This is a genomic window from Mycobacterium montefiorense, from assembly GCF_003112775.1.
Classification (GTDB): Bacteria; Actinomycetota; Actinomycetes; order Mycobacteriales; family Mycobacteriaceae; genus Mycobacterium; species Mycobacterium montefiorense.
Map to the genome: position 1 here is coordinate 45,860 of NZ_BFCH01000027.1, position 23,374 is coordinate 69,233.

Below are 23,374 nucleotides of genomic sequence, written 5' to 3' on the forward strand. Positions count from 1 at the left end.
GGCGCCGAGACTGAAACCGATATGCGAATTTCTGTCCGTCACGGGCGACACCTACTCGAGCGTTCACGGCCACGATCGGATTTTGCTACAGCCGCGGAATGCAACAGTCGGTGACGAGCCGAGCCCTAAACAAGGGTTTCGTTCAGGGTGAGCGTTAACTCGTCGTCAGTAAAAGCATTTCGTCGGCTGATCAGCCGACGTTGGCACCGCCCTCGGCGATCCGGCGCACCGCCTTGAGGAACACATCGATCTCCTCGAATGTGTTGTAGAAGGCGAACGACGGGCGAACTGTGGCCTCCAGGCCGTACCGGCGAAGGATCGGCTGCGCGCAGTGATGTCCCGCGCGCACCGCAATCCCTTCGGCGTTGAGGGCCTTGCCGACCTCGAGCGGCTCGTGGCCGGCCAGCACAAAGGACAGCACGCTGGCCTTCTCGTCGGCCGTGCCGACCAGGCGAACACCGGGGATGTCGGCCAGGCGCGGGGTCGCATAGTCCAGCAACGCGTGCTCGTAGGCCGCGATGCGCTCGATACCCACTCGCTCGACGTAGCGCAGCGCCTCGCCCAGCCCGACCGCATCCGCGATGTTGCCGGTGCCGGCTTCGAACTTGTTCGGAAGTCCTTGGTACAGCGAGCGTTCCAGGGTGACGTCGGCGATCATGTTGCCGCCGCCCTGCCACGGCGGCGTCTCGGCCAGCGCCTCCTCAGACCCGTACAGCACCCCGATTCCGGTGGGGCCGTAGATCTTATGACCGGAGAACACAAAGAAGTCGACACCGAGTTCGGCGACGTCGATCGGCAGGTGCGGAATCGACTGCGCCCCGTCGATCAGCACGCGCGCCCCGTAGCGATGGCCCAGCTCGACGATCTTCTCCACCGGCGTCACCGTGCCCAGCGCGTTCGACACCTGAGTTGCCGCCACCAGCTTCGTCTTCGGACCCAGTAGATCCTCGAACTCCGACAACAGCAGATTGCCCGCTTCATCCACCGGCACGACCTTCAGGACGGCGCCGGTCTGCCGCGAAAGTAGTTGCCACGGAACGATATTGGCGTGGTGCTCCAAATGCGTTATGACGATCTCGTCGCCCGGGAGTAAGTGCTTGCCACCCCACGCATAGGCCACCAGATTGATGGCTTCGGTGGTGCCGCGCACGAATATGTTCTGCTCGGCCTTGGGCGCACCGATAAACCGCCGCACGGTTTCGCGGGCCTCTTCGTAGGCATCTGTCGAGCGGGCCGCCAATTCGTGCGCCGCCCGGTGGATGTTGGAGTTCTCGTGCGCGTAGAAGTACGACAACCGGTCGATGACCACCTGCGGTTTCTGCGTGGTCGCGGCGTTGTCGAACCAGATCAGCGGTTTTCCGTTGATCTGCTCCTTGAGGATCGGAAAGTCTTTCCGGATCGCATTGACGTCGAACACTTCGTGGTTGTCCGGCAACCGCGGCACCCGGTTGGCTTCGGCGACGGGTGAGGTCAGGAAGTGGTAGCTGTACTCGTTGTCGGCGGGCGCATTCAGCGCCGCCGGCGCGGCGGGCACCGCATCCGACCAGCCCAGGTCGCCAACGGAGGGCGCATCGGGCAGCCACCCGATCCCCGCATACGGCGCCGAACCCCGCGGTGCCACCGGAGCGCTCGGCGGTGCCCCGGCCAGCACACCCGGCACCGTCGGAACGATGCCCGCGCTGGGAACCTCGAACGCACTGAAATCGGCTGGCGGCAAATGAGGGTCGGCGACGCTGCCGGCCGCGTGTGCGCCCGAGGGCGCTGCCGTCGTGTCCGGCACGTTGCCGCGCGAAGCGACCGGCACCGCCTGCGGTGGCGGTTCGGGTTGCGGAGACGTTGGAGCGGGGACATAGATGTCGGTGATACCGAGTAGCGGAACTGGTGCCGAGTACAGATCGGCGCTACCCGCTGCGGTCTGCCCTGCCGAGGTGGCCGCAGTCGTGTCCGGCACGCTCCCGCGCGGGGCGACTGGCGCCGCCTGCGGTGGGCTGTCCGGGCCTGGCCGGATGCTGGCCGCATATAGCTGGCTGGCCAGTGCTGCGAGTTCCGCAGCGCCCAAAGGCAGGTCGCTTTCGGCGTCTACCGACCGGAACTCACTTGTACTCATGGAACTGGTCCACTGCGACACCGTCGAGGACGGCCAGCGCGTCGTCCGTGAGGACAGCCAAGGACGTGTACAGAGTCACCAGGTAGCGCGCGATCGCCGACTGGTTGATGCCGGTGAACCGCACCGACAGGCCCGGCGCCTGCTCCCCGACCAGGCCCGGCTGGAACAGGCCTACAACTCCTTGGCGCTCCTCACCGGTGCGCACCAGGATGATCTTGGTCTTGCCATCCTCGACTGGCACCTTGTCCGACGGGATCAGCGGAATGCCGCGCCAGGTGATGAACTGCGCACCGAACAGGCTGACGACGACGGGCGGCACGCCGCGGTAGGTGGCTTCGCGGCCGAACGCGGCGATGCCCTGCGGGTGGGTCAAGAAGAAGCTCGGCGTCTTCCACACCCGGGTGATCAGCGCGTCCAGGTCGTCCGGCGTCGGAGCACCACCGAGCGTCTGGATGGTCTGCTCCGGGGTCACCTGGGCCAGCAACCCATACTCCGGACTGTTGATCAGTTCGGATTCCTGGCGCTCTTTGATCGTCTCGATGGTCAGCCGCAGCTGCTGGGTGACCTGGTCGTGCGGGCTGGAATAAAGGTCGGAGACACGGGTGCTGACGTCGAGCAGCGTGGAGATGTTGCGCAGCGTGTATTCCCGGGGACTGGTCTCGTAGTCGACGAAGGTCTCGGACAGCGGCGTGTCCAGAGCGGCGCCCTCTTGCGCGGTGACGGCGACCTGTTCGGGGTTGACCACCCGGTTCACCCGGTAGATACCGGCCTCGACCGGCACAAAGCTGAGCAGGTGCAGCAGCCAGCGAGGGGTGATCGTCGAGAGCTGCGGAACGGTCTTGGTCGCGTTCGCGAGCTGCCTGGCACCGAGATCCCCGAGTGCTTGAGACTCGTTTTGAGCCGAGGTCATCCTGATCCTTCCATCGTCATCGAGTAGCCAGCGCGGGTGTCGAGCCAAAAAGGCGGCGACCAACTGAGGGCGTCGCGCTGAACCGAGGCAAGTGTAAAACTCATCGAGATTTTATGTACAGCGGGGTGGTTGTGACTGGTCAAGCAAACCCAAAACAGATCTTGCCCTATAGTGGTCGCATGCACCACGCTGCACAGTTGCGCCTTATTCCTTCGCGCTGCCTTGCCGTGGACTGTTGTTGCTGTTGTTGATTACCTGACGACCCAATTCTGACGTTCTAATCGTCGCGCTTTTTTCCCGCTAGCGGGCAGACAGGCCCGCGCGTACTTCAGGCGCGCCCCAGTCGAAAGCTTCAGGAAGAACAACCAGCTATGACCGTGTTATCCATACCCAGCCGCGCCCTGGCGCCTGTGGCGACTCGCCAGCGCATTGTGGTCCGGCCGGCCACCGAACTACCGCACATGACGCGCTACCGCGGCGGCACCTACTCCCACACGGTCGACAGGATCGTGTTCAGCGACGGCAGCACCGCGCGGACCGACCTGATCCGCCTGCATCCCAATCTGCGCGCCTATTCACTGGACTTCGGCGGCATCGCACCGCACCTGCCGTCGCGCTACCGCATGGGGAGCTGGTCCGCGCTGCCGCATCTGCGCAGTCGCGACTATGAAGCCGAGGTGGATTGGATTCTGCGCCACTCGTATCCGATGCGCACGACCGCGGAGCTGAGTCAACGGCTACGCGAGGCCGGTTACCCGCTGGGGCACGCCAATCTCGATGAACACGAAGCCATCGCTGCTACTCAGGCTGCGATCTGGTACCTGACCAACGGCTTGGCTCTGGACACCCAGCCGCTCAACATTCCCGTCGCGGTGCACCGGGCACCCGGACCGGTAATCACCTTCGAATTCGACGGCGAACCCCAGCTCGGCGGCTACTCGGTGTGGACCGATGGCACCGTCACGCTACGCCTGCAGAAGTCCGCCAATGGCGTTGACTGGCAACATGTTTCCGGTTCGCAGCTGACCACGGGCCCGACCAAGGGTCGTCACCAACGCGCACTGGGAATAGGCAGCACGTTGTCGAGCAGCAGCCATGGCCACCGCGGACGCGGCTACCGCTACTACCGGCTCATCGCCGAGACAGCGGCCGGCACCACACCCAGGATCGGCCACGTGGCCTTCTGGCTCACCGGTACTCGCCACTACCGCAACGCCGATGGCGTTGTACACCTCTACAACTACCTGCTCTCCGGTGCGCTGAAGCAACCGCAGGAAGCCGACGAGCCGCTCCTCGTCGATACCGAGGCCACCGCCGGGCCGGAGCTGGTGGGCCCATTTCGGGCGCGAATCTCCTTGGCGCTCAATGTCTCCGACGGCCACTCGCTGATTGACGCCGACGGCTTCGCCATTGATGGGGTGGTCCACCCGGATACGGACTTCTACCTGCGCCCGGCGCCGGGCACCTCGGCGACAACCCTGACCGCAACAACTCCGGACCGACTCGCCGGCAGAGTGCTGACCGGAGTGGCGCCGCAGGCACCCGAACAATTCACTCCGGTCGCCCTCGCCGTGCCCTCCGACGTTGCAATCCACTTCGACATTCGCTGGAATGGCGTCTGTGACCATCGCTGAGAACATCACGCAACTAGTCGGCAACACCCCACTGGTCCGGTTGAACCGGGTCACCGACGCCGCGGGCGCAGACGTTGTCGCCAAGCTGGAATCGTTCAACCCGGCAAACAGCGTGAAGGACCGCCTGGGCTTGGCACTGATCGACGCCGCCGAGGAGGCGGGGCTGATCAACCCCGACACCATCATCCTCGAGCCGACGAGTGGAAACACGGGCATCGCGCTGGCGATGGTGGCCGCGGCCCGTGGCTACAAGCTGGTGCTGACCATGCCGGAGACGATGAGTATCGAGCGCCGCAAGGTGTTGCGCGCCTACGGCGCCGAAATCATTCTCACCCCGGGCCCGGAGGGCATGCCGGGCGCCATCGCCAAGGCCGAGGAGCTGGCGAAGAGCGACCAGCGCTATTTCGTGCCCCAACAGTTCGAGAACCCGGCCAACGCCGCGATCCACCGCAAGACCACCGCCGAGGAGGTGTGGCGGGACACCGACGGGAAGATCGACATCTTCGTGGCCGGGGTGGGCACCGGGGGCACCATCACCGGGGTGGCCCAGGTCATCAAGGAGCGCAAGCCGTCCGTGCAGTTCATCGCGGTCGAGCCGGCCGCGTCACCGGTGTTGTCCGGCGGCAAAAAGGGGCCCCATCCCATCCAGGGCCTCGGCGCCGGATTCATCCCGCTGGTGTACGACGAGGATGTGGTCGACGAGGTCGTCACCGTCGGTAACGACGAGTCGATCGACCTGGCCCGGCGGCTGGCCCGGGAAGAGGGGCTGCTCGTCGGGATCTCCTCGGGCGCGGCCGTGGTGGCCGCCCTGCAAGTGGCCCGCCGGCCCGAGAACGCCGGCAAACTGATCGTCGTCGTCCTCCCCGACTTCGGCGAGCGGTATCTGAGCACGCCGCTTTTCGCCGATTTGGCGGACTAGCCATGTTCGCGACCATGCGGCAAGACATCCGGGCGGCCAAGGACCGAGATCCGGCCCGGCCCGGCACGCTGCAGGTCATCCTCGCCTACCCCGGTGTGCACGCCATCTGGGGACACCGGATCAGCCACCGCCTGTGGAACCGCGGCGCCCGGGTAGCCGCACGCGTTTTGGCGGAATTCACCCGCATCCTCACCGGCGTCGAGATCCACCCCGGCGCGGTCCTCGGCTCGCGACTGTTCATCGACCACGCCACCGGGATAGTGATCGGGGAAACCGCGGAGGTTGGTGACGACGTCACGATCTACCACGGCGTCACGCTCGGCGGCACCGGCGCCGACATCGGCAAGCGTCACCCCACGATCGGTGACCGGGTGATCATCGGCGCCGGGGCCAAGATCCTCGGAGTGATAAAAATCGGCGACGACAGCCGCATCGGCGCCAACGCCGTCGTCGTCAAAGAGGTGCCGACCAGCTCCGTTGTGATCGGGGTGCCCGGACAGGTCATCACTCGGCTCGCCCGCGGCAACGAGGACGACGCGCTGATGCCCGACCTGGTGGGTGTCAGCCTGCAGTCCTTGCTCACCCGCGTGGCCCGGCTCGAAAAGTTGAGTGGTGACGACACGCAAACCGGCCGCGTGATCCGGCCGCCCGAAGCCGGCGTCTGGCACGGCGAGGACTTCTCCATCTGAACAACGCCTGCTGTCAGCCGCTCTTGAAGATGCGTTCACCCCGATCAGCGCTACCGTGACTTGACGTAGCGACTCGACGACGGAGGTTGGGGATGGGCGACGGCCACGTGCCACGGATTCCGATAGCGATGTCATCACCGAGTATCAACCGTGGTGTCGGCTTCACCCATGAAGAGCGACGGCGGCTCGGGTTGACTGGCCGGCTGCCGTCCGCGGTGCTGACTCTGGAAGAGCAAGCCGACCGGGTTTGGCACCAATTGCAAAGCATGGCAACCGATCTCGGTCGAAACCTGCTGCTCGAGCAGTTGCACTACCGAAACGAGCTGCTCTACTACAAGGTGCTCGAAGCCCACCTGCCCGAGCTGATGCCGGTGGTCTACACACCCACGGTCGGCGAGGCCATTCAGCGCTTCTCCGACGAGTACCGCGGCCAGCGCGGGCTGTTCCTGAGCATCGACGAACCCGGTGAGATCCGCGAGGCCTTCCAAACGTTCGGGCTGGGTCCCGATGATGTCGACCTGATCGTGTGCACCGACGCCGAAGCCATCCTGGGCATCGGCGACTGGGGTGTGGGCGGCATTCAGATCGCGGTAGGAAAACTGGCGCTCTACACGGCCGGAGGCGGTATCGATCCCCGGCGCTGCATCGCGGTATCACTCGATGTCGGCACGAATAACGAACAGTTGCTGCAAGATCCGTTCTATCTGGGCAATCGCCACGCACGCCGCCAGGGCGACGAATACGACGCCTTCGTCAAGCGCTACATCGAGACCGCCAGCACGCTATTCCCGCGGGCCATACTGCATTTCGAGGACTTCGGCCCGATCAACGCGCGAAATATTCTGCGGACCTACGGCGGCCATTACTGCGTATTCAACGACGACGTGCAGGGCACCGGCGCCGTGGTGGTGGCCGCCGCACACGGCGGATCGCACGTCACAGGTGTGCCGTTGCGCGACCAGAAAACGATTGTGTTCGGCGCCGGAACTGCCGGAATCGGCGTCGCCGACCAAATCCGCGACGCGATGGTCGACGACGGTGCCACGATCGAGCAGGCCACGGCCGCGATCTGGGCGATCGACAAGCAGGGCTTGCTGTTCGACGACATGGACGACCTACAGGACTTCCAGGTGCCCTACGCCAAGAACCGCCAGCAGCTGGGGGTGGCCGCCGACGAACGGATCGGGCTCGTCGAGGCGATCAAGCTGGCCTCCCCCACGCTCTTGCTGGGCTGCTCAACGGTGTTCGGCGCGTTCAACCGCGAGGTCGTGGAGGCGATGACGGCGTCCTGCGAACGACCGATGATCTTCCCGTTGTCCAACCCGACCTCACGCATGGAAGCCATGCCGGCCGATGTGCTGGAGTGGTCGCATGGCCGGGCGCTGGTTGCGACCGGAACCCCGGTTGCCGCTGCGGAATACAACGGTGTCAGCTACAGCATCGGCCAGGCCAACAACGTGCTGGTGTTCCCGGGGCTGGGGCTGGGCATTATCGTGGCCGGCGCCCAGCGGCTGACCCGGGCTATGTTGCACGCGGCCGCGAAAGCCATTGCGGGACAGGCTAGCCCCACCAATCCCGGGGATTCGCTGTTGCCGGACGTGCAGAACTTATGCGCCGTCTCGACCGCGGTCGCCGAGGCCGTCTATCACGCCGCCGTCGACGACGGAGTGGCTACCCGGACCCACAACGACGTCGCACAGGTCGTCCTCGACACGATGTGGCGACCCGAATACGACTAGCGTCGATGCTGTGACGAGCACGCCGAAACCTTTTGAAGTGCACGAGTCGGGCGCGCTTTTGCACGGCACCAAGGCCGACCTTGCGGTGGGCGACCTGCTGGTGGTGGGTCGTCGGTCCAATTTCGGCGGCGGACGTCTGGCGAACCACGTTTACGTGACGCGGACATTGGATGCCGCGGTATGGGGAGCCGAGCTGGCTAAAGGAGAAGGCAAGCGCCGCATCTACATTGTGGAACCGCAGGGCACGCTGGAGGACGACCCGAACGTGACCGACAAAAAGTTTCCCGGAAACCCGACTCGCTCCTACCGCACGACCGAACCCGTGAAAATCATTGGTGAGATCACGGACTGGGTGGGGCATTCATCCGAACAACTGCAAGCCATGCGAGACAGCCTGGCCGACCTGGAGCGGCGAGGACTTGCCGTTATCTACGACTAGCGTTGAGCGCAAATGCCTTTCGAGTGCAGGTGAGTCCGCTAGATCAGGACGCGCGCTGCCGGGTCAGTTCGATGATCGCCGCGAGCCGACGCTGGACGCGCTCGAGATCGGCGGCGCAGGGAAGCTCATCGGCAGCCCGGGTGATGGCCGCGCCGATATCGGCGGCATCGATGTTCAGGTCGCCGCGCGCCGCCACGTGAGCGGCCACCGCCGCCACCGCGTTGTCGGACATCCGGCGGCGCAACAACGCCAACAGCGGGACACAGTCGGCCTTCGGCACACCCTGCGGGTAGCCGGCGCGAATGAAGGCGTCGAATGTGGTCACCAAACCGCTCATTGGCACCGGACCACACCCCCTCCGGCCGTCATGTGCGGACACACGAGTCCGACGGCCAAACCGTACGCGCCGCCACTGAACAGTCGGTGACGTGCGCGCAACGCACGTTCCACGCTTGTTGAATTCCGAGCCATCGCCGTTACCTGCTCCCCCGGGTGGACTCGAACCACCAACCCTTCGGTTAACAGCCGAATGCTCTGCCAATTGAGCTACAGGGGATTAACTCGGTCCACACGAACTCTGGCGCGGATCGCTGGACGACTCTAGCGTACTGGCACACCCGCGCCCAAGTTCAAGGCCAGCCGTTCGTGCCCAGTTAGACCAATCGGGCGCGCGCGCACCCAGCCGCGTGAGGCAGGATGGACCCATCCGCATCGTCGGGGAGGGACGCTTTGATCCGATATGTCGTCGTGCTCGGACTGGGCTACGTGCTGGGCTCCAAAGCCGGACGTCGCCGATACGAGCAGCTCGTCGGTACCTATCGCGCGCTGACCAGCAGTCCGGTGGCGCAGTCGGTGATCGAAGGCGGCCGGCGAAAGATCGCGAATCGGATCTCACCCGACGCGGGGTTCGTTACCGTGGCCGAGATCGACAACGAGACGGCCGTGGTGCAGCGTGAAGTCGAGCGACCCGCCGACGAAGCCCTTACGCCGTCAGATCGTCGCCGCTAGCCTGCTCCAGCAGGCTGCGCCGGTATGCCTCCATGGCGACCAGGTCGCCGAACAGCGCGTGATATTCGTCGCCCTGCTCGATGGGTGACATGCGCTGCAGCTTCGACTTGACCTCGGCGATCTGCCGGCCCATCCAGACTTCCTGCAAACGAGCCAGCACCCCGGCGATGTAGCGGGGCAGCTTCTCGTCATCTTCATTCGGAATCGGCTCCACGCCGAGCTCGTTGACCAGGCCCGCGGTCAGGGTCGATGTGGTGCGCTGGCGCACCGCGTCGATCCACTCCGCCCCGATGAGACCCGAAGACGTGCCGCCCGCCGCTTCGATGGCCGCGCGCACGGCCACATACCCGGGGTGGGTGAAGCTCTCGACTGTCAGGGTGTCGAACACCGGGCCGGCGAACGCCGGGTACTGCAACGCCGCCTTGAGCGCCAAGCGTTGCGGCCACAGTGTCGGGTCGCGCGGGTCGGGACGGGCGGCGGCGGGCTCGGCGGGGAGGCTTTCCGCCGGCTGCGGCTCGGCACCGCGACGCCGCGGAGCGGGCGCGGAACCACCCCGGGTCGCCGAGGCCTTGGACGTCCTCGCCTCGGTCCGCACCCGGTCGATGACCTGCGCGACGTCGTCCCAACCGACCCAGCCGGCGAGTTGGCGGGCGTACTCGTCGCGCAGCGTGGGGTCTTTGATCTGACCCACCATCGGTACGCAGCGGCGCAGTGTGGCGACCCTGCCTTCGGCGTTGTCCAGGTCGAACTCGGCGATCGCGGTGCGAATCGCGAACTCGAACAACGGGGTTCGTCGTGCCACCAGGTCGCGCAGTGCGCCGTCGCCAGACTTGAGCCGGAGGTCGCAGGGATCCATGCCGTCCGGGGCGACCGCGACGAAGGACTGTCCGGCCAGGTTCTGCTCACCGCCGAAGGCCTTGAGCGCGGCCGCGCGGCCGGCCGCGTCGCCGTCGAAAACATAGATCAGTTCGCCGCGGAAGAAACTGTCGTCCATCATCAGCCTGCGCAGCATCGCCAGATGCTCGTCGCCGAATGCGGTGCCGCACGACGCGACCGCGGTGGTGACCCCGGCCAGATGCATCGCCATCACGTCGGTGTAGCCCTCGACGACGACGGCCTGGTGTCCCCGGGCGATGTCGCGTTTGGCCAAGTCGATGCCGAACATCACCGACGACTTCTTGTAGAGCAGCGTCTCGGGTGTATTGACGTACTTGGCTTCCATCGGGTCGTCGTCGAACAGCCGTCGGGCCCCGAACCCGATCACTTCGCCGGCCGAGCTGCGGATCGGCCACAGCAGCCTGCGGTGAAAGCGGTCCATCGGCCCGCGGCGCCCCTCTCGGGACAGGCCGGCGGCCTCGAGCTCTTTGAACTCAAAGCCCTTGCGCTGCAGATGTTTTGTCAGCATCTCCCAGCCCGACGGCGCAAATCCGCAACCGAAGCGTCGAGCGGCCTCGGCATCGAAGTTCCGCTCCTTCAGGTACTGACGGGCCGGTGCCGCCTCGTCGGACTCCAGCGCGGCCGCATAGAACTCGGCGGCGGCGGCGTTGGCCGCGATGAGCCTGCTGCGGCTGCCGCGATCGCGCTGCACGTTGGTGGCCGCGGCGCCGGTGTAAGTGATCGTGTGGCCGAGCCGGTCGGCGAGCAGTTCGACGGCTTCGACAAAGCTGACGTGTTCGATCTTCTGGATGAACGCATACACGTCGCCGCCTTCGCCGCAGCCAAAGCAGTGGAAGTGGCCGTGGTTGGGGCGGACGTGAAACGACGGCGACTTCTCGTTATGGAAGGGACACAAGCCCTTCAGCGAGTCGGCGCCCGCGCGTCGCAGCTGGACGTAGTCGCCGACGACTTCCTCGATGCGGGCACGTTCACGGATGGCGGCGATATCACGATCGGAGATCCGGCCAGCCATCGGCTCAGTCTAGGACGCCGCATCCGGCGGCGTAGCCGACCAGGTCAGCTGGCCGGGCCGATCACGCCGCAGGCAACGCGGTCCATCGCTATGTCGGTGTCCTGAGGGCCGTGCACCATCAGCGCCGTCTTTGTCCCGCCCAGCAGATCATCCCTGGTCAACGCATCGGTGGTGGTGACCAGGTAAGCGGAACCGTCCTGACGCACCTCCAGCGACGCCAGGTCGCCGCTTTCGGGCTTTCCGGTGTGTCCTGGTGCCTGGTAGTGACCGCCTGCCGACAGGAAGTTTCCTGCCGGACCGCCCGTCGGCGCAACCGAGTTCGGCTCGCACTTGCCGACTTGGTGCACATGCATTCCGTGGATACCGGGTGCCAGGATGCCGGGGGTGTCCGTCTTCACCGTGACGGTGATGTAGCCGTCGGTGAAGTCGAACGTGGCCGTGGCCACCTGCCGACCGTCGGGTGCTTTGAGTGCAGCGCTGAGGGCTTGGCCACTGGGCGACGCGTTGGGTGTCGCCGACGATTGCAGCGGCTCGTTGTGGACCGGCGGCGTGGTGCCCGGCTGCGTGCTCGCATGCTGGGGCGAACTGCAGCCGGCGATGGCCACGACCGGAATCGACAACAGGGCGGCAACGGTGGTGTTTGTGCTCATGCCCCGCAGCCTAACTTGTGTAGTCCAGCCTAAGAATGCCGTTACGGGCTCGTCGGGCCGGCATCGATTCGTTCCAGCCGCCCCTCGGTGTAGGAGGCGATTTGGTCGATGACGACCCGTAACCGGGCACCGTCGTCGGCGGCCGTGGCGAACGCCGCGGCGAACATCGGATCGAGCGTGCGGGGGGCTCCGGCGTACAGCCACTGCGCCACTTGATGAATGCGGTCGCGCTGGCGGGCTTGGGTTTCCAGATGCCGTGGGTCCGACATGATGAACTGCAACGCCAGTATTTTCAGCAGGGCGACCTCGGCGCGCACCAAGTCGGGCACCTGCAGCTCAGCCTGGAAACGCACCAGCGGCCCGGCACCGGCCGCCGCGCGCGTGGTGGCGATCGCGGCCGAGGCGAACCTGCCTACGAGTTCGCTCGTCAACTGCTTGAGCGCGACCGACGCGGCCAGCGTGGCGTCGTACTTGCCGACCGCCGCCACCACCGGCAGCCCCGACAGCCGGCGCGCGGCAGCCATGAAATCGTCGGCGCTCACCCGGGAAAATTCGCTCTCCCCCAGCTTCGCCAGCGCCGCCGCCTCGTCGTCGTCGGCAAGCACCCGCAAATCGATGCGCTGCGAGACGACGCCGTCCTCGACGTCGTGCACCGAGTAGGCGACATCATCGGCCCAGTCCATCACCTGTGCTTCCAGGCACATTCGGTCCGTCGGCGCGCCCGCACGCATCCAGTCCGCGGTGTCGCGGTCCGCCTCGTAGAACCCGAACTTGCGTCCCTCACGACGCGTCCACGGATATTTCGTGACCGCGTCCAGCGAGGCGCGGGTCAGATTCAGCCCGGCGCTATTGCCTTGCGCGTCAAGCACTTTGGGCTCGAGACTGGTCAGGATCCGGAAATTCTGGGCATTGCCCTCGAAACCGCCGTACTGGTCGGCGACCTCGTTGAGTGCGCGCTCGCCGTTGTGCCCGTAGGGCGGGTGCCCGATGTCGTGAGCCAGCCCGGCCAGCTCGACGAGATCGAGATCGCAGCCCAGTCCGATCGCCATGCCACGCCCGATCTGCGCGACCTCCAGCGAGTGCGTCAGCCGGGTGCGCGGGGTGTCACCTTCACGAGGCCCGACGACTTGCGTCTTGTCCGCCAAGCGACGCAACGCGGCACTGTGCAACACGCGCGCCCGATCCCGGGCGAAGTCGGTGCGGTGCTGACCGTCGGTGCCCGGCAGACCCGCAGTCTTCGGCGCTTCGCCCACCCGCCGTTGACGGTCGAAGTCGTCGTATAGGTCTTGCAGGTTCGTGATCACCGACGCACAGTCTGCCAGGGAATGCCGGGCAGTGGCCGTGCTGCGCCTCGGCGCTAAATTGACCTATGCGCACCCGCTTACTCGGCGTGATCCTGACAATGCTCATCACCGGGCTGCTGGTGGCACCGCCGGTCGAAGCGCAGCCCCCGTTCCGGCTGGCGGGGTACGTCACCGACAACGCGGGCGCGCTGTCGATCTCCGGTCGCGCCGAGGTCGACGCGGCGATCGACAAGCTCTACGCCGACCGCCACATCCGGTTGTGGGTGGTCTACGTCGAGGACTTCTCCGGCCAGAACGCGATGAACTGGGCACAGCGCACCGTCCACGAAAGCGATTTGGGCGCCTACGACGCGCTGCTCGCGGTGGCCACCACCGGACGCGCTTATGCGTTCCTGGTGCCATCCGGGGTCAAAGGCGTGACCCAGACTCAGGTGGACGACCTGCGCCATAACGGGATCGAACCCGATCTGCGCGACGGCGACTGGAGTGGTGCAGCGGTTTCCGCGGCGGACGGACTCAATTCGACACCGAATTCGTCGAACCGATTCTGGCTGCTGGGCACACTCGGTGTGATCGTTCTCGCGGTAGTCGCCCTGCTACTCGTCATGCGCTATCGCCGCCGGCGACGCAGCGCCGCCGAATTGGCTGCCGCCCGGCGTGTCGACCCCACCGACCCGACCGCACTCGCCGCCGTGCCGCTGGGAGCACTCGACGACCTGTCGCGCGCGATGGTGGTGGAGGTCGACAACGCAGTGCGGACCAGCTCCAACGAGCTCGCCCTCGCGATCGACGAGTTCGGCGCCGAGCGCACCGAGCCCTTCACTCAGGCCGTCGACAACGCCAAAGCAGCTCTGTCCCAGGCTTTTACCGTGCGCCAGCAACTTGACGACAACACTCCCGAGACACCCGCGCAGCAGCGCCAGCTACTCACCCAGGTGATCGTGTCGGCGGCCGGCGCCGACCGCGAGCTGGAAGCCCAGACCGAGGCGTTCGAGCAGTTGCGGGATTTGGTGGTCAACGCCGCATCGCGGCTGGACGCGCTGACCCAGCAGGTTGTCGAACTCACCGCCCGCATCACGCCGGCCGAACAGCGGCTGGCCGAGTTGAACAACGAATTCGGCCCTGCGGCACTGACTTCGGTGTCGGGCAATATCGCCGCCGCCAAGGAGCGATTGGCATTCGCCGACCGCAACATCGGCTCGGCCCGGACGCTGGCCGGCCAGGCCGTGAGTGGACAGCAGAGCGGTTTGGTCGACGCGGTGCGCGCCGCCGAGTCGGCGCTCGGGCAGGCCCGCGCGCTGCTCGACGCGGTGGACAACGCGGACAACGACATTCGGCGTGCCGTCGAGCGGTTGCCGTCGGTGATGACCGACATCAAGGCGGGCATTGCGCACGCTACCGAGCAACTGCAAAGCCACGGCGTCAAATCCGCGCATACCAGCGAGCTGGTGGCGGCCCGTGACGCCGCCAGCAGAGCCGTCGCCGCCGCCGGCGGTGGATCCGTCGATCCCCTGGGCACCTTCGCCGCGCTGGCCAAGGCGGACTCCGACCTCAACCGGCAGTTGGCCACCCTGGCCAAGGAGCAGGCGGCCGCCGACCGGCTCAATCGATCACTCGAGCAGGCGTTGTTCACGGCGGAGGCGCGGGTGCGCGGTGTCTCGGAGTTCATCGACACCCGTCGCGGCAGCATCGGACCCGACGCTCGAACCCGGCTCGCTGAAGCCCAACGGCATTTGGAGGCTGCAAACGACCAAAAGCCGACCAACCCGGCCGAGGCGATTGCCCACGCCAATGCGGCATCGACACTGGCTGCCAACGCTCAATCGCTCGCCAACGCCGACGTGATGTCGGCACAGCGCGCCTACACCCGCGGCGGCAACGACACCGGCGCGATGCTCGGCGGCATTATCATCGGAGACCTCCTCAGCGGGGGCATGCGCGGCGGATTCGGCGGTTGGAGCCCCGCGTCGTTCGGCGGCTCTTCGAGCTCGTCGCCGGGCGGCTCCGATGGCGGCTTCATCGGCGGCGGTGGACGCTTCTAACCAATACGTAGTGGCGCGCTCTTCCGAGCCGGCAGACGATTTAAAACAGCAGTAGGGGCGCACCGAATCGGTGCACCCCTACTGCTCGAAATCGCGTTAGGCCCAGCTGGACCCGACGGCGCTGTCGGTGCTGGCCATGTTGTTGCCCGCGGACTGCACCTTCTGGCCGTGCTGGTTGGCCTGCTCGTAGATCACCTGGAAGTTACGACCCAACTGGGTGATGAACTCCTGGCAAGACACCGAACCGGCGCCACCCCAAAAGTCACCGGCGGCCAGCACATCGCGAACGATGGCCTGGTGCTCGGCTTCCAGCGAAGCAGCCTGCGCGCGGATCACGGCGCCGTGGGCGTCCACATCTGCGAACTGATAATTGATCGACATTATCTACGTCCTCCCTTGAAAGTGTTTGGGTAGCAGCGAGTTTCGCGGCTAGTGGCCGAGGGCCTGCTGCGAGGCCTGCTCTTGCGTCTCGTAGTTATTGGCGTCACGGATCAGCCCGTCACGCACGCCGTGCAGCATGTTGATGATGTTGGTGAACGCCTGGTTCATCTGACCCATGGTGTCGTAAGAAGTGGCCTGAGCCTGACCGCTCCAGCCCGCGCCGGCGATGTTCATCGACGACGACCACATCCTGCGAGCCTCATCCGACACCGTCTGCGCGTGCATCTCAAAGCGGCCGGCCATCGCACGCATCGCGTGCGGGTCGGTCATAAAACGTGTTGCCATATTGGCTGTTCCTTAGCTATGCGGACTAACCCACAGACGTGCCGGACCGGTTGCCCGACCGTCCTTCGCTCTTAACCAGCTGCTGGAGAATGCGGTACCACGCTGACTCGCGGCAGGAAGCGAGGTTCGACGTCGTCTTCCCACTTCCCCCATTCCTTCTTTTCACTCATGCCGTCGGCAGCCGCCTCTGAATCCGGCCCGTCGATCGCCATGTCATCGGTATCGGAGAGCTCTTCACGCTCCGGTGCCCAATGGTCATAGTCGTCCGGCGGTACGGCCACGCCCCAGCTGAGCGGAACCGTTAAGCGACCGAGCATGCCTGACTCACCCCGAACTGCCGACACCGAATCGTCCGGCAGAGGCGAACCAAGAGGCAAAAGCATGACGCCCCCTTCCACACCCGAAACTCTGTTCACACAGACCCCAACGGCGCACTAATGGCCGCCGAGTATTTTTCATACTAAAGCAAACCTAAGGACATTTGTCGGAAATTTCTGGTTTTTGTCGGCGTTAAACACAAAATTCGTCCGCGCGGGAACGCGCGAACGCGATCGTCGGCGAGCCGGTCGATCCTGGCATGGACGAACGCCACCGCGTGGGGCGGTGCGCCTGGCAGGACCGACCGCCCCGCCAAGAGCGAAAAATGTTGCTCGACAGCAATTCTGCGGGAAATCAGCGATTGCGTTCAGGAGGGTGTTCACCGCACTACCCCAGCGCGATGGCAATCGGTTCGAGGTTGCCGGACCACACAACGGGACCGGCGGCCAACGACGTCGCTACCCACGGTACGGGTGTTCGGGTGAGTATTGCGCGCGTCGATTCATTCGCCGCCGCAAACCGTACCTAATAGTTTGATTAAGCGTATAACCGATGAATACGCGTTGGCGGCATGTCGAAAAATGTGCGCGTCCCCCGATTTCAGTGGTTTGGGCGCTTCGGCAATTGCGCCCTGCCCTCTCAGGCGCCCTTGCGGGGCACCACCTTGGGCCGGGACTGCACCACATGGGGTGGGCTGGCCCCCGCGCGGCCCACCATGCCGGTCGGCTTGTTGTCAACGACCGCCGTCCGTGCCGCCACCGGCATGCCACTGGTGGATCCGGTCGGCGGGGCCGAGACACCGGCGCCTCCCGCCCCCGCCATTGCCGAGCTGACAATCGGTGCCGGCGTAGACCCCTGCCACACCGGGGGCACCGATATCGCCCCCACCAGCCGCGCCCTACCCAGACCAGCGGTAATTGAAGAGCCCCAACCCCCGCCGTTGCCGACCACGTTCATCGACGGGGCGGTCGAACTGATGTATTGCGACGCGCTGGCGGCGGCCACATTCGAGGCACCGGCCAGCGAAGCGATGGGTGCCGCGCCTTGCGAGAGCGCCATCATCGGCGACATCAACGCGCTCGCCGGGTACACGCCGATCTGGGCGACCGACATCAACGACGACACCGGTGCCGACGAAACTATCGACCCGACCTGGGTCAGCGCGGACTGAATCGCGGTCACCGCCGACGAGAAGCCCGGGCCGAAAATTTGACCGCCCACCGACGACAACGCCCCGGCAAACTGCGACGCCAAGCTGCTCAGCGGCGTCGTCAGCAATCCCGCCAAACTCGACGGTGCCGAACTGATCGACGGCAACGCCGACACCACCGATTGCGCCCCGGCGTGATACCCGAACATGGCCGCCACATCCTGAATCCACATCTGGATGTATTCGAATTCGGTGGCCGCAATTGCTGCGGTGTTCTGGCCCAGAATGTTCGTCGCGATCAAAATCATCAGCTGAATGCGATTGGCCGCTATCGCCGCGGGCGGCACCGTCGCCGCGAATGCCGACTCGTACGACGTCGCCGCCACCCGCGCCTGCACGGCTGACATGGAGGCGTGCGCCGCCGCGCCGTGCAACCACTGCAGATACGGCGCCGCCGCCTGTGTCATCGACTCAGCCGACGGACCCGTCCACTCCCCATTCGACGCCAGGCCCGAGACCACGGAGTCGAATGACGACGCCGACGCCCACATGTCCGCGGCCAACCCGTCCCACGCCGCGGCAGCCGCCAGTAGCGGCCCAGAGCCGGCACCGGCGTACATCAGAGCCGAATTGATCTCCGGCGGCAAAAACGCAAAATCCAGAACCATCCGCACCTCGATACGCCCCGCCGCTTCTACGGCCTAACAACTGCACCCCGACAGTCATCACTGCGACTGGACACTGCGTATAAGACTAAGGCCGGAGCGTGGGCAGCACTACTCCAAAATTGGCCCATTTGTCGAAATGGCTGGATTGCGGGCTCCTAGGCGCCCTTGAGGCGAACCGCCAGGTAGTCGGCGACGGCATCCATCGACACCCGTTCCTGCGTCATCGCGTCACGGTCACGCACGGTTGCGGCGTTGTCTTCCAGCGAGTCGAAATCGACCGTCACACAGAACGGCGTCCCGACCTCGTCCTGGCGCCGATAACGGCGTCCGATCGCGCCGGCGTCGTCGAAATCGATGTTCCAGGACTTCCGCAGTTCGGCGGCCAGGTCTTTGGCCTTGGGGCTCAGGTCGGCGTGCCGGGACAACGGCAGCACGGCCGCCTTGACCGGCGCCAGCCGCGGGTCGAGGCGAAGCACCGTGCGCTTGTCCAGACCGCCCTTGGCGTTCGGGGCCTCGTCTTCGGCGTACGCATCGATCAAAAACGCCATGAACGACCGGGTCAGGCCGGCCGCGGGCTCGATCACGTAAGGCGTGTACCGGGTGTCGCTGACCTGATCGAAGAAGGACAGGTCGACACCGGAATGCTTTGCGTGCGTTGACAAGTCGAAGTCAGTGCGGTTTGCGACACCTTCCAGCTCACCCCACGGATTGCCTTGGAAACCAAACTTGTATTCGATGTCGACGGTGCGGTCGGAATAGTGCGACAGCTTGTCTGCCGCGTGTTCGTACAGGCGCAGGTTCTCCGGGTTGATGCCGAGGTCGATGTACCACTGCTGCCGGGTGTCGATCCAGTACTGGTGCCATTCCTTGGCGGTGGACGGCTCGACGAAGAACTCCATCTCCATCTGCTCGAACTCGCGGGTCCGGAAGATGAAGTTGCCCGGGGTGATCTCGTTGCGAAAACTCTTGCCGATCTGGCCTATGCCGAATGGCGGCTTGCGCCGCGCGGTCGTGACCACGTTAGCGAAGTTGACGAAGATGCCCTGCGCGGTCTCGGGCCGCAGGTAGTGCAGCCCCTCCTCGGTCTCGATCGGCCCGAGGTAGGTCTTGAGCATCATGTTGAATTCGCGCGGCTCGGTCCACTGACCAGGCTCCCCGGTCTCCGGGTCGCGGATATCGGCGAGTCCGTTCGGCGGCGGATGCCCGTGCTTGGCTTCGTAGGCCTCAATTAGGTGGTCGGCGCGGTAGCGCTTGTGGGTGATCAGCGACTCCACCAGCGGGTCGTGGAACACCTCCACATGGCCCGAAGCCACCCAGACCTGCCGCGGCAGGATGATCGACGAATCGAGTCCCACGACGTCGTCGCGGCCGGTGACCACCGCGCGCCACCACTGCCGCTTGATGTTTTCTTTGAGTTCCACGCCCAGCGGCCCGTAGTCCCACGCCGACTTGGTGCCGCCGTAGATCTCACCCGCGGGAAAGACGAATCCCCGCCGTTTGGCCAGGTTAACGACGGTGTCGATGACGGACGCCACGGGGTGGTCCACTCCCTTTCTCCGATTATTGCGAGGCGCGGGGCGGTGAATCGTCGCCCCGCGAAACATCAGCAATGGTATAGACCGAGCCGGGGTCTTTGACATGCGTCATCATGCATGTGAAAGTGGATGTCGTTCCCTGCCGTGTGCGCAGCCGAGTACCCGCACTTCCCAAGGTGATGACTCTCGCATGGTGATGCCCTCCTCAACGCCGACCGCCGACCATGGCCCCGCGTCGAATCTGGGCGCCCACCGGCACGCCGGCGCGCCACCCGGCGAGCACTCCCCATTCGTCGACTATCCGGTGCCGCCGTCGCGCGAAATTCTCGATGCCGCCGGTGAGCTGCTGCGCGCGCTCGCCGCACCCGTGCGCATCGCCATCGTGCTGCAACTGCGCGAATCCCAGCGCTGCGTGCACGAGCTGGTCGACGCGCTGGGCGTGCCCCAACCGCTGGTCAGCCAGCATCTGAAGATTCTCAAAGCCGCAGGGGTGGTCGCCGGGGAGCGATCCGGCCGCGAGGTGCTGTATCGGCTGGCCGACCACCACCTGGCGCACATCGTCGTCGACGCCGTTGCCCACGCCAGCGAGGAAACACCATGACAGGACCCAGCGTCCGCTCCACCCGGCAACGGGCGGCGATTTCCACGCTGTTGGAGACCCTCGACGAATTCCGCTCCGCCCAGGAGCTGCACGACGAGCTGCGCCGCCGCGGCGAGAACATCGGGCTGACCACGGTCTACCGAACGCTGCAATCGATGGCGACGGCGGGAATGGTCGACACGCTGCGCACCGACACCGGCGAGTCGGTCTACCGGCGCTGCTCGGAGCACCATCACCACCACCTGGTGTGTCGCCGCTGCGGGTCCACCATCGAGGTCGGCGACCACGAAGTCGAGGAGTGGGCTGAGCAAGTGGCCACCAAGCACGGCTATTCCGAGGTGAGCCACACCATCGAGATCTTCGGCACCTGCTCGGACTGCGGGCGCTGATCGCGAGTGTGCGGCTGCCCGCACACTCGGCGGTGCAGCGGGCTCAGCCGGTCGGAGCCACATCTGGGCACCCCTTCGGTCGGGAAGCGGTATTCGTCCTTTTTGCCCTGGCGGCTGCGTTTTACCGCCGGCTGCTATGGGGCGTGCCCTAACCAGAAGCCCTGCGTGTCCGATTCCAGGACGGAACGCAAGAACGGCTTGTCGTTGGCGATGTAGAGGTTCGCGTCGAGGTGCGGCAGCCGCATGTCGCGGATGCATTGCTCGGCGAAGTCGCTTCGAATGAGCCCTTTGTCTTGGATATTCGATTGGACTGCCTTCTGCTTTTCGAAGGCATGGCTTTGATGCTGCAGCCACGAATGGTGGAAACCCATGAAGCCCTCGGGGCAGTGCACAGTGCGAGCGAGGCCCCCGGATACTCCCTTCTTACGCAGATAGTCGGAGGTGAAGGGCATCTTCCGAAAATACCTACCGGTCATCACATATGTGCGGTAGCTGAAGTCGTCTGGACCATGGCTCTTGTCGCAGAATAGATCCAAGTAGAACACCGAGAAATGGAGCCGCACTGTGATTACTTGGTGCCGTTTTACGGTATCGATGATACGGTCAGCCAAGCGACTATCAAGGAATTCGTCAACATCAGAAAGAATCACAATATCGTCGTCGTTGACGATATCATTGAGCAGCGTGCAATGATTGCGCTGCACGGCCTCGTTGAAATATCCATAGTTATGCGAGAGTAAGTGCCAATACCACTCGTCGAAAAACTGGGTACCGCATGTATCTGGGTTATAGTACGAAACATCCGGCTGAACAGGATCGAAGCATTCTTCGGCGTTGAGCCGATGGTATTTGACCCGGGAACTCACGAGTGCAGTGTCAAAATTCAAGGGCTTGTCATTGTAACTGAACGTCTTACCCGCTTCGCAGAAATTTAGTTCGTCTATCCAGTAGCTAGCCTCTTTGATCTTGAGCTCTGCTATCTTCCGTTCTTTGAAGTATGGGCAAAATTCGAATATCTTCACGGTGCGACTCCCGGATCACCATCTGCCAGAATGACATGTTTGAGGTGTTGTTCGAAGGACCGGGCAAGCTGCCGGATGGTAGCGGCGCGGAAGTGGACTCGGCTGTAATAAATGGTCAGATCCAGGCCCGTTGAATCTAGGACTGCGGTTACATTCATGAGGTACGCCGAAGGGTTATTCAGTGAGTGCGTCAAGCCAATCGGTAGCTTTAACGGCGTGGAGAAACCGTGCGGAGTGGCGTCGCGATCATTCGCGTAGTGAAATAGCATCGGGTACGGGTGATCCAATCCGTCGTACCGTCGCTGAAGCGAGGGCATGTATCTCAACATCAAATAGTCGAGCCCGCCGCTGGGGGTACTAAAGACGGCTTCCTTTACATTCTCGACAGTCTTCGGGATGCTTCCGTCGGCCGATATGTCGATGCGAAGCGGATAGGCGCCCGCGAAGAACCCCACCGATCGCGTGATGTCCGCATCCGCGAGAAACGATTCACGCTGGGCGCTTATCAAGTAGAGCGGCAACGACGTGCGCGGCTGCAGATCGTGGCAGGCGTGACTAAACGCGGCCAGTACCAAATGAAAGGCGTTCGCCTGGTAGGTCTGTACGGCACGGTCCAGGCTCGACACATGGTCAGCGCTGCAAAGTGGGCGCGTGGTGTGATGGACCATTTCCTTCTGTAGCGCATACGAGCGTGGCCTTTTGTCCGGCAAGAACGGCTCGCCGCGCGCCACCACCGTCTGCCAGTGAGTGACGGCGTCGGTGAATGACCCGTCGTTTGCGTAGCGCTCCAGACGCAGACACCAGTCGTCATAGGAAATGCTGCGATTGGGAGTTACCCGTTCGCCCACGCAGTGTCGTCGAAACTCGTCGAGAAAGACCTCCCATGACGTGCGGTCGAACACCAAGTGATGAAACAGGAAGAAGAGCACTTGCTGGCGCCGATGTTGGTAATCCTCGAACAGAACTACCCGGTAGAGATGACCTGTGCCCAAGTCAAATTCGTGCTGCAGTGCGGCGCAACGCGCCGAGATGGTGGATTCGTGTTCCGATAGCGGGATGCTGCCGAGGTCGACGCGGGCAATGGATCGCTCTGTCCGGGGCTCTTGGTAACACTGTCGCCATTCGCCAGGAGCCTGCTCCTGGAACCGCGCGGTGAGGATGCGATGCGTTTGCACAACTTTGCGCACGGCCTCCTCGATGATGTCGGGATCGACGCGTTCGTTCAGCGCGATGAGGTACGGGCTATTGAAGATGTTGCGATCAAAGAGATCTCGTTGAAAGAACCGATGCTGCACGGGCGATAAAGCGAAGCCTTCATCGGGGTTCGGCCGGGTAGACACGCCGGGGCTGGTCACCACTGGCCGGACGGCATGCGCCGACTCCCGTATGGTCGGATGTCGGAACAAATCGTTGGCGGAGATAGTGTATCCATCCCTTTGTAGCAGGCCGACAATCTCCAATGCCTTCAGCGAGTGTCCGCCCAATGCGTAGAAATTGTCGTGTACGCCGACCACATCACGCTCAAAAGCCTTGCGCCACACGGCAACCAGCAGCTGCTCCACTGAGTTCTCGGGCGGGGTTTGGGTTTGGGTGGGAGGTTGGGGTGGTGTTGGTG

General features: G+C 64.6%; 22 protein-coding genes and 1 tRNA gene. 9 read left to right on the forward strand and 14 right to left on the reverse strand.

From position 1 onward, the window contains the following. Positions 1–190 precede the first annotated feature (190 nt). Together DB708_RS22420 and DB708_RS22425 are read right to left on the reverse strand one after the other, a co-directional pair. On the reverse strand, positions 191–2,107 hold the full coding sequence (locus DB708_RS22420) for a family 2A encapsulin nanocompartment cargo protein cysteine desulfurase (RefSeq protein ID WP_108925683.1): 1,917 nt from the start codon (positions 2,105–2,107) through the stop codon (positions 191–193). Further along, entirely contained in the window at positions 2,094–3,017 is a 924-nt protein-coding gene (locus DB708_RS22425) for a family 2A encapsulin nanocompartment shell protein (RefSeq protein WP_108925684.1), read from the reverse strand. Before DB708_RS22425 ends, DB708_RS22420 begins: the two co-directional genes overlap by 14 nt. Before the next feature lie 371 nt (positions 3,018–3,388). On the opposite strand from DB708_RS22425, the gene DB708_RS22430 reads away from it, so the two are divergent. From DB708_RS22430 to arr, 5 genes are all read left to right on the forward strand, one after another. Further along, positions 3,389–4,651: a thioester domain-containing protein gene (locus tag DB708_RS22430; RefSeq protein ID WP_108925685.1), complete on the forward strand. Its 1,263-nt coding sequence runs from the start codon at positions 3,389–3,391 to the stop codon at positions 4,649–4,651. After that, a complete protein-coding gene (gene cysK, locus DB708_RS22435; RefSeq protein WP_108925686.1) occupies positions 4,638–5,570 on the forward strand; it encodes a cysteine synthase A in 933 nt (310 codons plus the stop codon). Before DB708_RS22430 ends, cysK begins: the two co-directional genes overlap by 14 nt. A 2-nt stretch (positions 5,571–5,572) precedes the next feature. Further along, positions 5,573–6,259 carry a serine O-acetyltransferase gene (cysE, locus tag DB708_RS22440; protein WP_108925687.1) on the forward strand — a complete coding sequence of 229 codons (687 nt, stop codon included), beginning with the start codon at positions 5,573–5,575 and terminating at the stop codon, positions 6,257–6,259. Between the two features lie 92 nt (positions 6,260–6,351). Next, positions 6,352–7,998 (forward strand): NAD-dependent malic enzyme, encoded by a 1,647-nt coding sequence (locus DB708_RS22445; protein ID WP_108925688.1) that lies wholly within the window; start codon positions 6,352–6,354, stop codon positions 7,996–7,998. Positions 7,999–8,008: 10 nt separating this feature from the next. Then, entirely contained in the window at positions 8,009–8,437 is a 429-nt protein-coding gene (arr, locus tag DB708_RS22450) for an NAD(+)--rifampin ADP-ribosyltransferase (RefSeq protein WP_108925689.1), read from the forward strand. A 43-nt stretch (positions 8,438–8,480) separates the two neighbouring features. On the opposite strand, the gene DB708_RS22455 is transcribed toward arr, so the two are convergent. Then, complete coding sequence (locus tag DB708_RS22455; protein ID WP_165839898.1) at positions 8,481–8,762, reverse strand: DUF3349 domain-containing protein; 282 nt, start codon at positions 8,760–8,762, stop codon at positions 8,481–8,483. A gap of 158 nt (positions 8,763–8,920) precedes the next feature. Beyond that, positions 8,921–8,993 (reverse strand) — tRNA-Asn (locus tag DB708_RS22460). Between the two features lie 173 nt (positions 8,994–9,166). Here DB708_RS22460 and DB708_RS22465 point away from each other — a divergent pair. Further along, positions 9,167–9,445 (forward strand): hypothetical protein, encoded by a 279-nt coding sequence (locus DB708_RS22465; protein ID WP_108925691.1) that lies wholly within the window; start codon positions 9,167–9,169, stop codon positions 9,443–9,445. Here DB708_RS22465 and dnaG read toward each other — a convergent pair. Genes dnaG through DB708_RS22480 form a run of 3 tightly spaced genes read right to left on the reverse strand, consistent with a single transcriptional unit; the run spans position 9,420 to position 13,308 of the window. Next, entirely contained in the window at positions 9,420–11,354 is a 1,935-nt protein-coding gene (gene dnaG, locus DB708_RS22470) for a DNA primase (RefSeq protein WP_108925692.1), read from the reverse strand. The genes DB708_RS22465 and dnaG overlap by 26 nt on opposite strands. A gap of 44 nt (positions 11,355–11,398) precedes the next feature. After that, complete coding sequence (sodC, locus tag DB708_RS22475; RefSeq protein WP_108925693.1) at positions 11,399–12,004, reverse strand: superoxide dismutase[Cu-Zn]; 606 nt, start codon at positions 12,002–12,004, stop codon at positions 11,399–11,401. A 41-nt stretch (positions 12,005–12,045) separates the two neighbouring features. Continuing rightward, positions 12,046–13,308, reverse strand: coding sequence for a deoxyguanosinetriphosphate triphosphohydrolase (locus DB708_RS22480; RefSeq protein WP_108925694.1), 1,263 nt, complete (start codon positions 13,306–13,308; stop codon positions 12,046–12,048). Between the two features lie 65 nt (positions 13,309–13,373). Here DB708_RS22480 and DB708_RS22485 point away from each other — a divergent pair, with 65 nt between their 5' ends. Further along, positions 13,374–15,350, forward strand: coding sequence for a TPM domain-containing protein (locus tag DB708_RS22485; RefSeq protein ID WP_108925695.1), 1,977 nt, complete (start codon positions 13,374–13,376; stop codon positions 15,348–15,350). Positions 15,351–15,446: 96 nt separating this feature from the next. Here the strand turns inward: DB708_RS22485 and DB708_RS22490 are convergent, their stop codons facing one another. The 5 genes from DB708_RS22490 to DB708_RS22510 all read right to left on the reverse strand — a co-directional run bounded on the left by DB708_RS22490 (position 15,447) and on the right by DB708_RS22510 (position 19,759). Beyond that, positions 15,447–15,731, reverse strand: a complete 285-nt coding sequence (locus DB708_RS22490; RefSeq protein ID WP_108925696.1) for a WXG100 family type VII secretion target — start codon at positions 15,729–15,731, stop codon at positions 15,447–15,449. Between the two features lie 48 nt (positions 15,732–15,779). Beyond that, positions 15,780–16,076, reverse strand: coding sequence for a WXG100 family type VII secretion target (locus DB708_RS22495; protein ID WP_108925697.1), 297 nt, complete (start codon positions 16,074–16,076; stop codon positions 15,780–15,782). Positions 16,077–16,147: 71 nt separating this feature from the next. Continuing rightward, positions 16,148–16,393, reverse strand: a complete 246-nt coding sequence (locus tag DB708_RS22500) for a hypothetical protein (RefSeq protein ID WP_108925698.1) — start codon at positions 16,391–16,393, stop codon at positions 16,148–16,150. Between the two features lie 640 nt (positions 16,394–17,033). After that, a complete protein-coding gene (locus DB708_RS22505) occupies positions 17,034–18,212 on the reverse strand; it encodes a PPE family protein (protein ID WP_108925699.1) in 1,179 nt (392 codons plus the stop codon). A gap of 155 nt (positions 18,213–18,367) precedes the next feature. Further along, positions 18,368–19,759: a glycine--tRNA ligase gene (locus DB708_RS22510; RefSeq protein WP_108925700.1), complete on the reverse strand. Its 1,392-nt coding sequence runs from the start codon at positions 19,757–19,759 to the stop codon at positions 18,368–18,370. 184 nt (positions 19,760–19,943) lie between these two features. Between DB708_RS22510 and DB708_RS22515 the strand changes: the two genes are divergently transcribed. Both DB708_RS22515 and DB708_RS22520 read left to right on the forward strand, forming a co-directional pair. After that, positions 19,944–20,348 (forward strand): ArsR/SmtB family transcription factor, encoded by a 405-nt coding sequence (locus DB708_RS22515; protein WP_409347623.1) that lies wholly within the window; start codon positions 19,944–19,946, stop codon positions 20,346–20,348. After that, the gene (locus DB708_RS22520) at positions 20,345–20,737 is read left to right on the forward strand and encodes a Fur family transcriptional regulator (protein ID WP_108925702.1); all 393 of its coding nucleotides are present in this window, start codon (positions 20,345–20,347) and stop codon (positions 20,735–20,737) included. The genes DB708_RS22515 and DB708_RS22520 overlap by 4 nt, the downstream gene beginning before the upstream one ends. Before the next feature lie 134 nt (positions 20,738–20,871). Here DB708_RS22520 and DB708_RS22525 read toward each other — a convergent pair whose 3' ends face one another. Together DB708_RS22525 and DB708_RS22530 are read right to left on the reverse strand one after the other, a co-directional pair. Further along, on the reverse strand, positions 20,872–21,759 hold the full coding sequence (locus DB708_RS22525; protein ID WP_108925703.1) for a hypothetical protein: 888 nt from the start codon (positions 21,757–21,759) through the stop codon (positions 20,872–20,874). After that, on the reverse strand, positions 21,756–23,374 hold a 1,619-nt coding region (locus DB708_RS22530), incomplete at its 5' end, for a condensation domain-containing protein (protein WP_235616898.1). The genes DB708_RS22530 and DB708_RS22525, both read right to left, overlap by 4 nt.

Excerpts from the sequence above, each read along its gene's own strand:
- DB708_RS22445 (WP_108925688.1), top strand. The coding sequence starts at position 6,352 with ATGGGCGACGGCCACGTGCCACGGATTCCGATAGCGATGTCATCACCG.
- DB708_RS22495 (WP_108925697.1), bottom strand. The coding sequence starts at position 16,076 with ATGGCAACACGTTTTATGACCGACCCGCACGCGATGCGTGCGATGGCC.
- DB708_RS22420 (WP_108925683.1), bottom strand. The coding sequence starts at position 2,107 with ATGAGTACAAGTGAGTTCCGGTCGGTAGACGCCGAAAGCGACCTGCCT.
- DB708_RS22500 (WP_108925698.1), bottom strand. The coding sequence starts at position 16,393 with ATGCTCGGTCGCTTAACGGTTCCGCTCAGCTGGGGCGTGGCCGTACCG.
- DB708_RS22515 (WP_409347623.1), top strand. The coding sequence starts at position 19,944 with ATGCCCTCCTCAACGCCGACCGCCGACCATGGCCCCGCGTCGAATCTG.
- cysE (WP_108925687.1), top strand. The coding sequence starts at position 5,573 with ATGTTCGCGACCATGCGGCAAGACATCCGGGCGGCCAAGGACCGAGAT.
- DB708_RS22425 (WP_108925684.1), bottom strand. The coding sequence starts at position 3,017 with ATGACCTCGGCTCAAAACGAGTCTCAAGCACTCGGGGATCTCGGTGCC.
- DB708_RS22490 (WP_108925696.1), bottom strand. The coding sequence starts at position 15,731 with ATGTCGATCAATTATCAGTTCGCAGATGTGGACGCCCACGGCGCCGTG.
- DB708_RS22485 (WP_108925695.1), top strand. The coding sequence starts at position 13,374 with ATGCGCACCCGCTTACTCGGCGTGATCCTGACAATGCTCATCACCGGG.
- DB708_RS22430 (WP_108925685.1), top strand. The coding sequence starts at position 3,389 with ATGACCGTGTTATCCATACCCAGCCGCGCCCTGGCGCCTGTGGCGACT.
- dnaG (WP_108925692.1), bottom strand. The coding sequence starts at position 11,354 with ATGGCTGGCCGGATCTCCGATCGTGATATCGCCGCCATCCGTGAACGT.
- sodC (WP_108925693.1), bottom strand. The coding sequence starts at position 12,004 with ATGAGCACAAACACCACCGTTGCCGCCCTGTTGTCGATTCCGGTCGTG.
- DB708_RS22505 (WP_108925699.1), bottom strand. The coding sequence starts at position 18,212 with ATGGTTCTGGATTTTGCGTTTTTGCCGCCGGAGATCAATTCGGCTCTG.
- DB708_RS22520 (WP_108925702.1), top strand. The coding sequence starts at position 20,345 with ATGACAGGACCCAGCGTCCGCTCCACCCGGCAACGGGCGGCGATTTCC.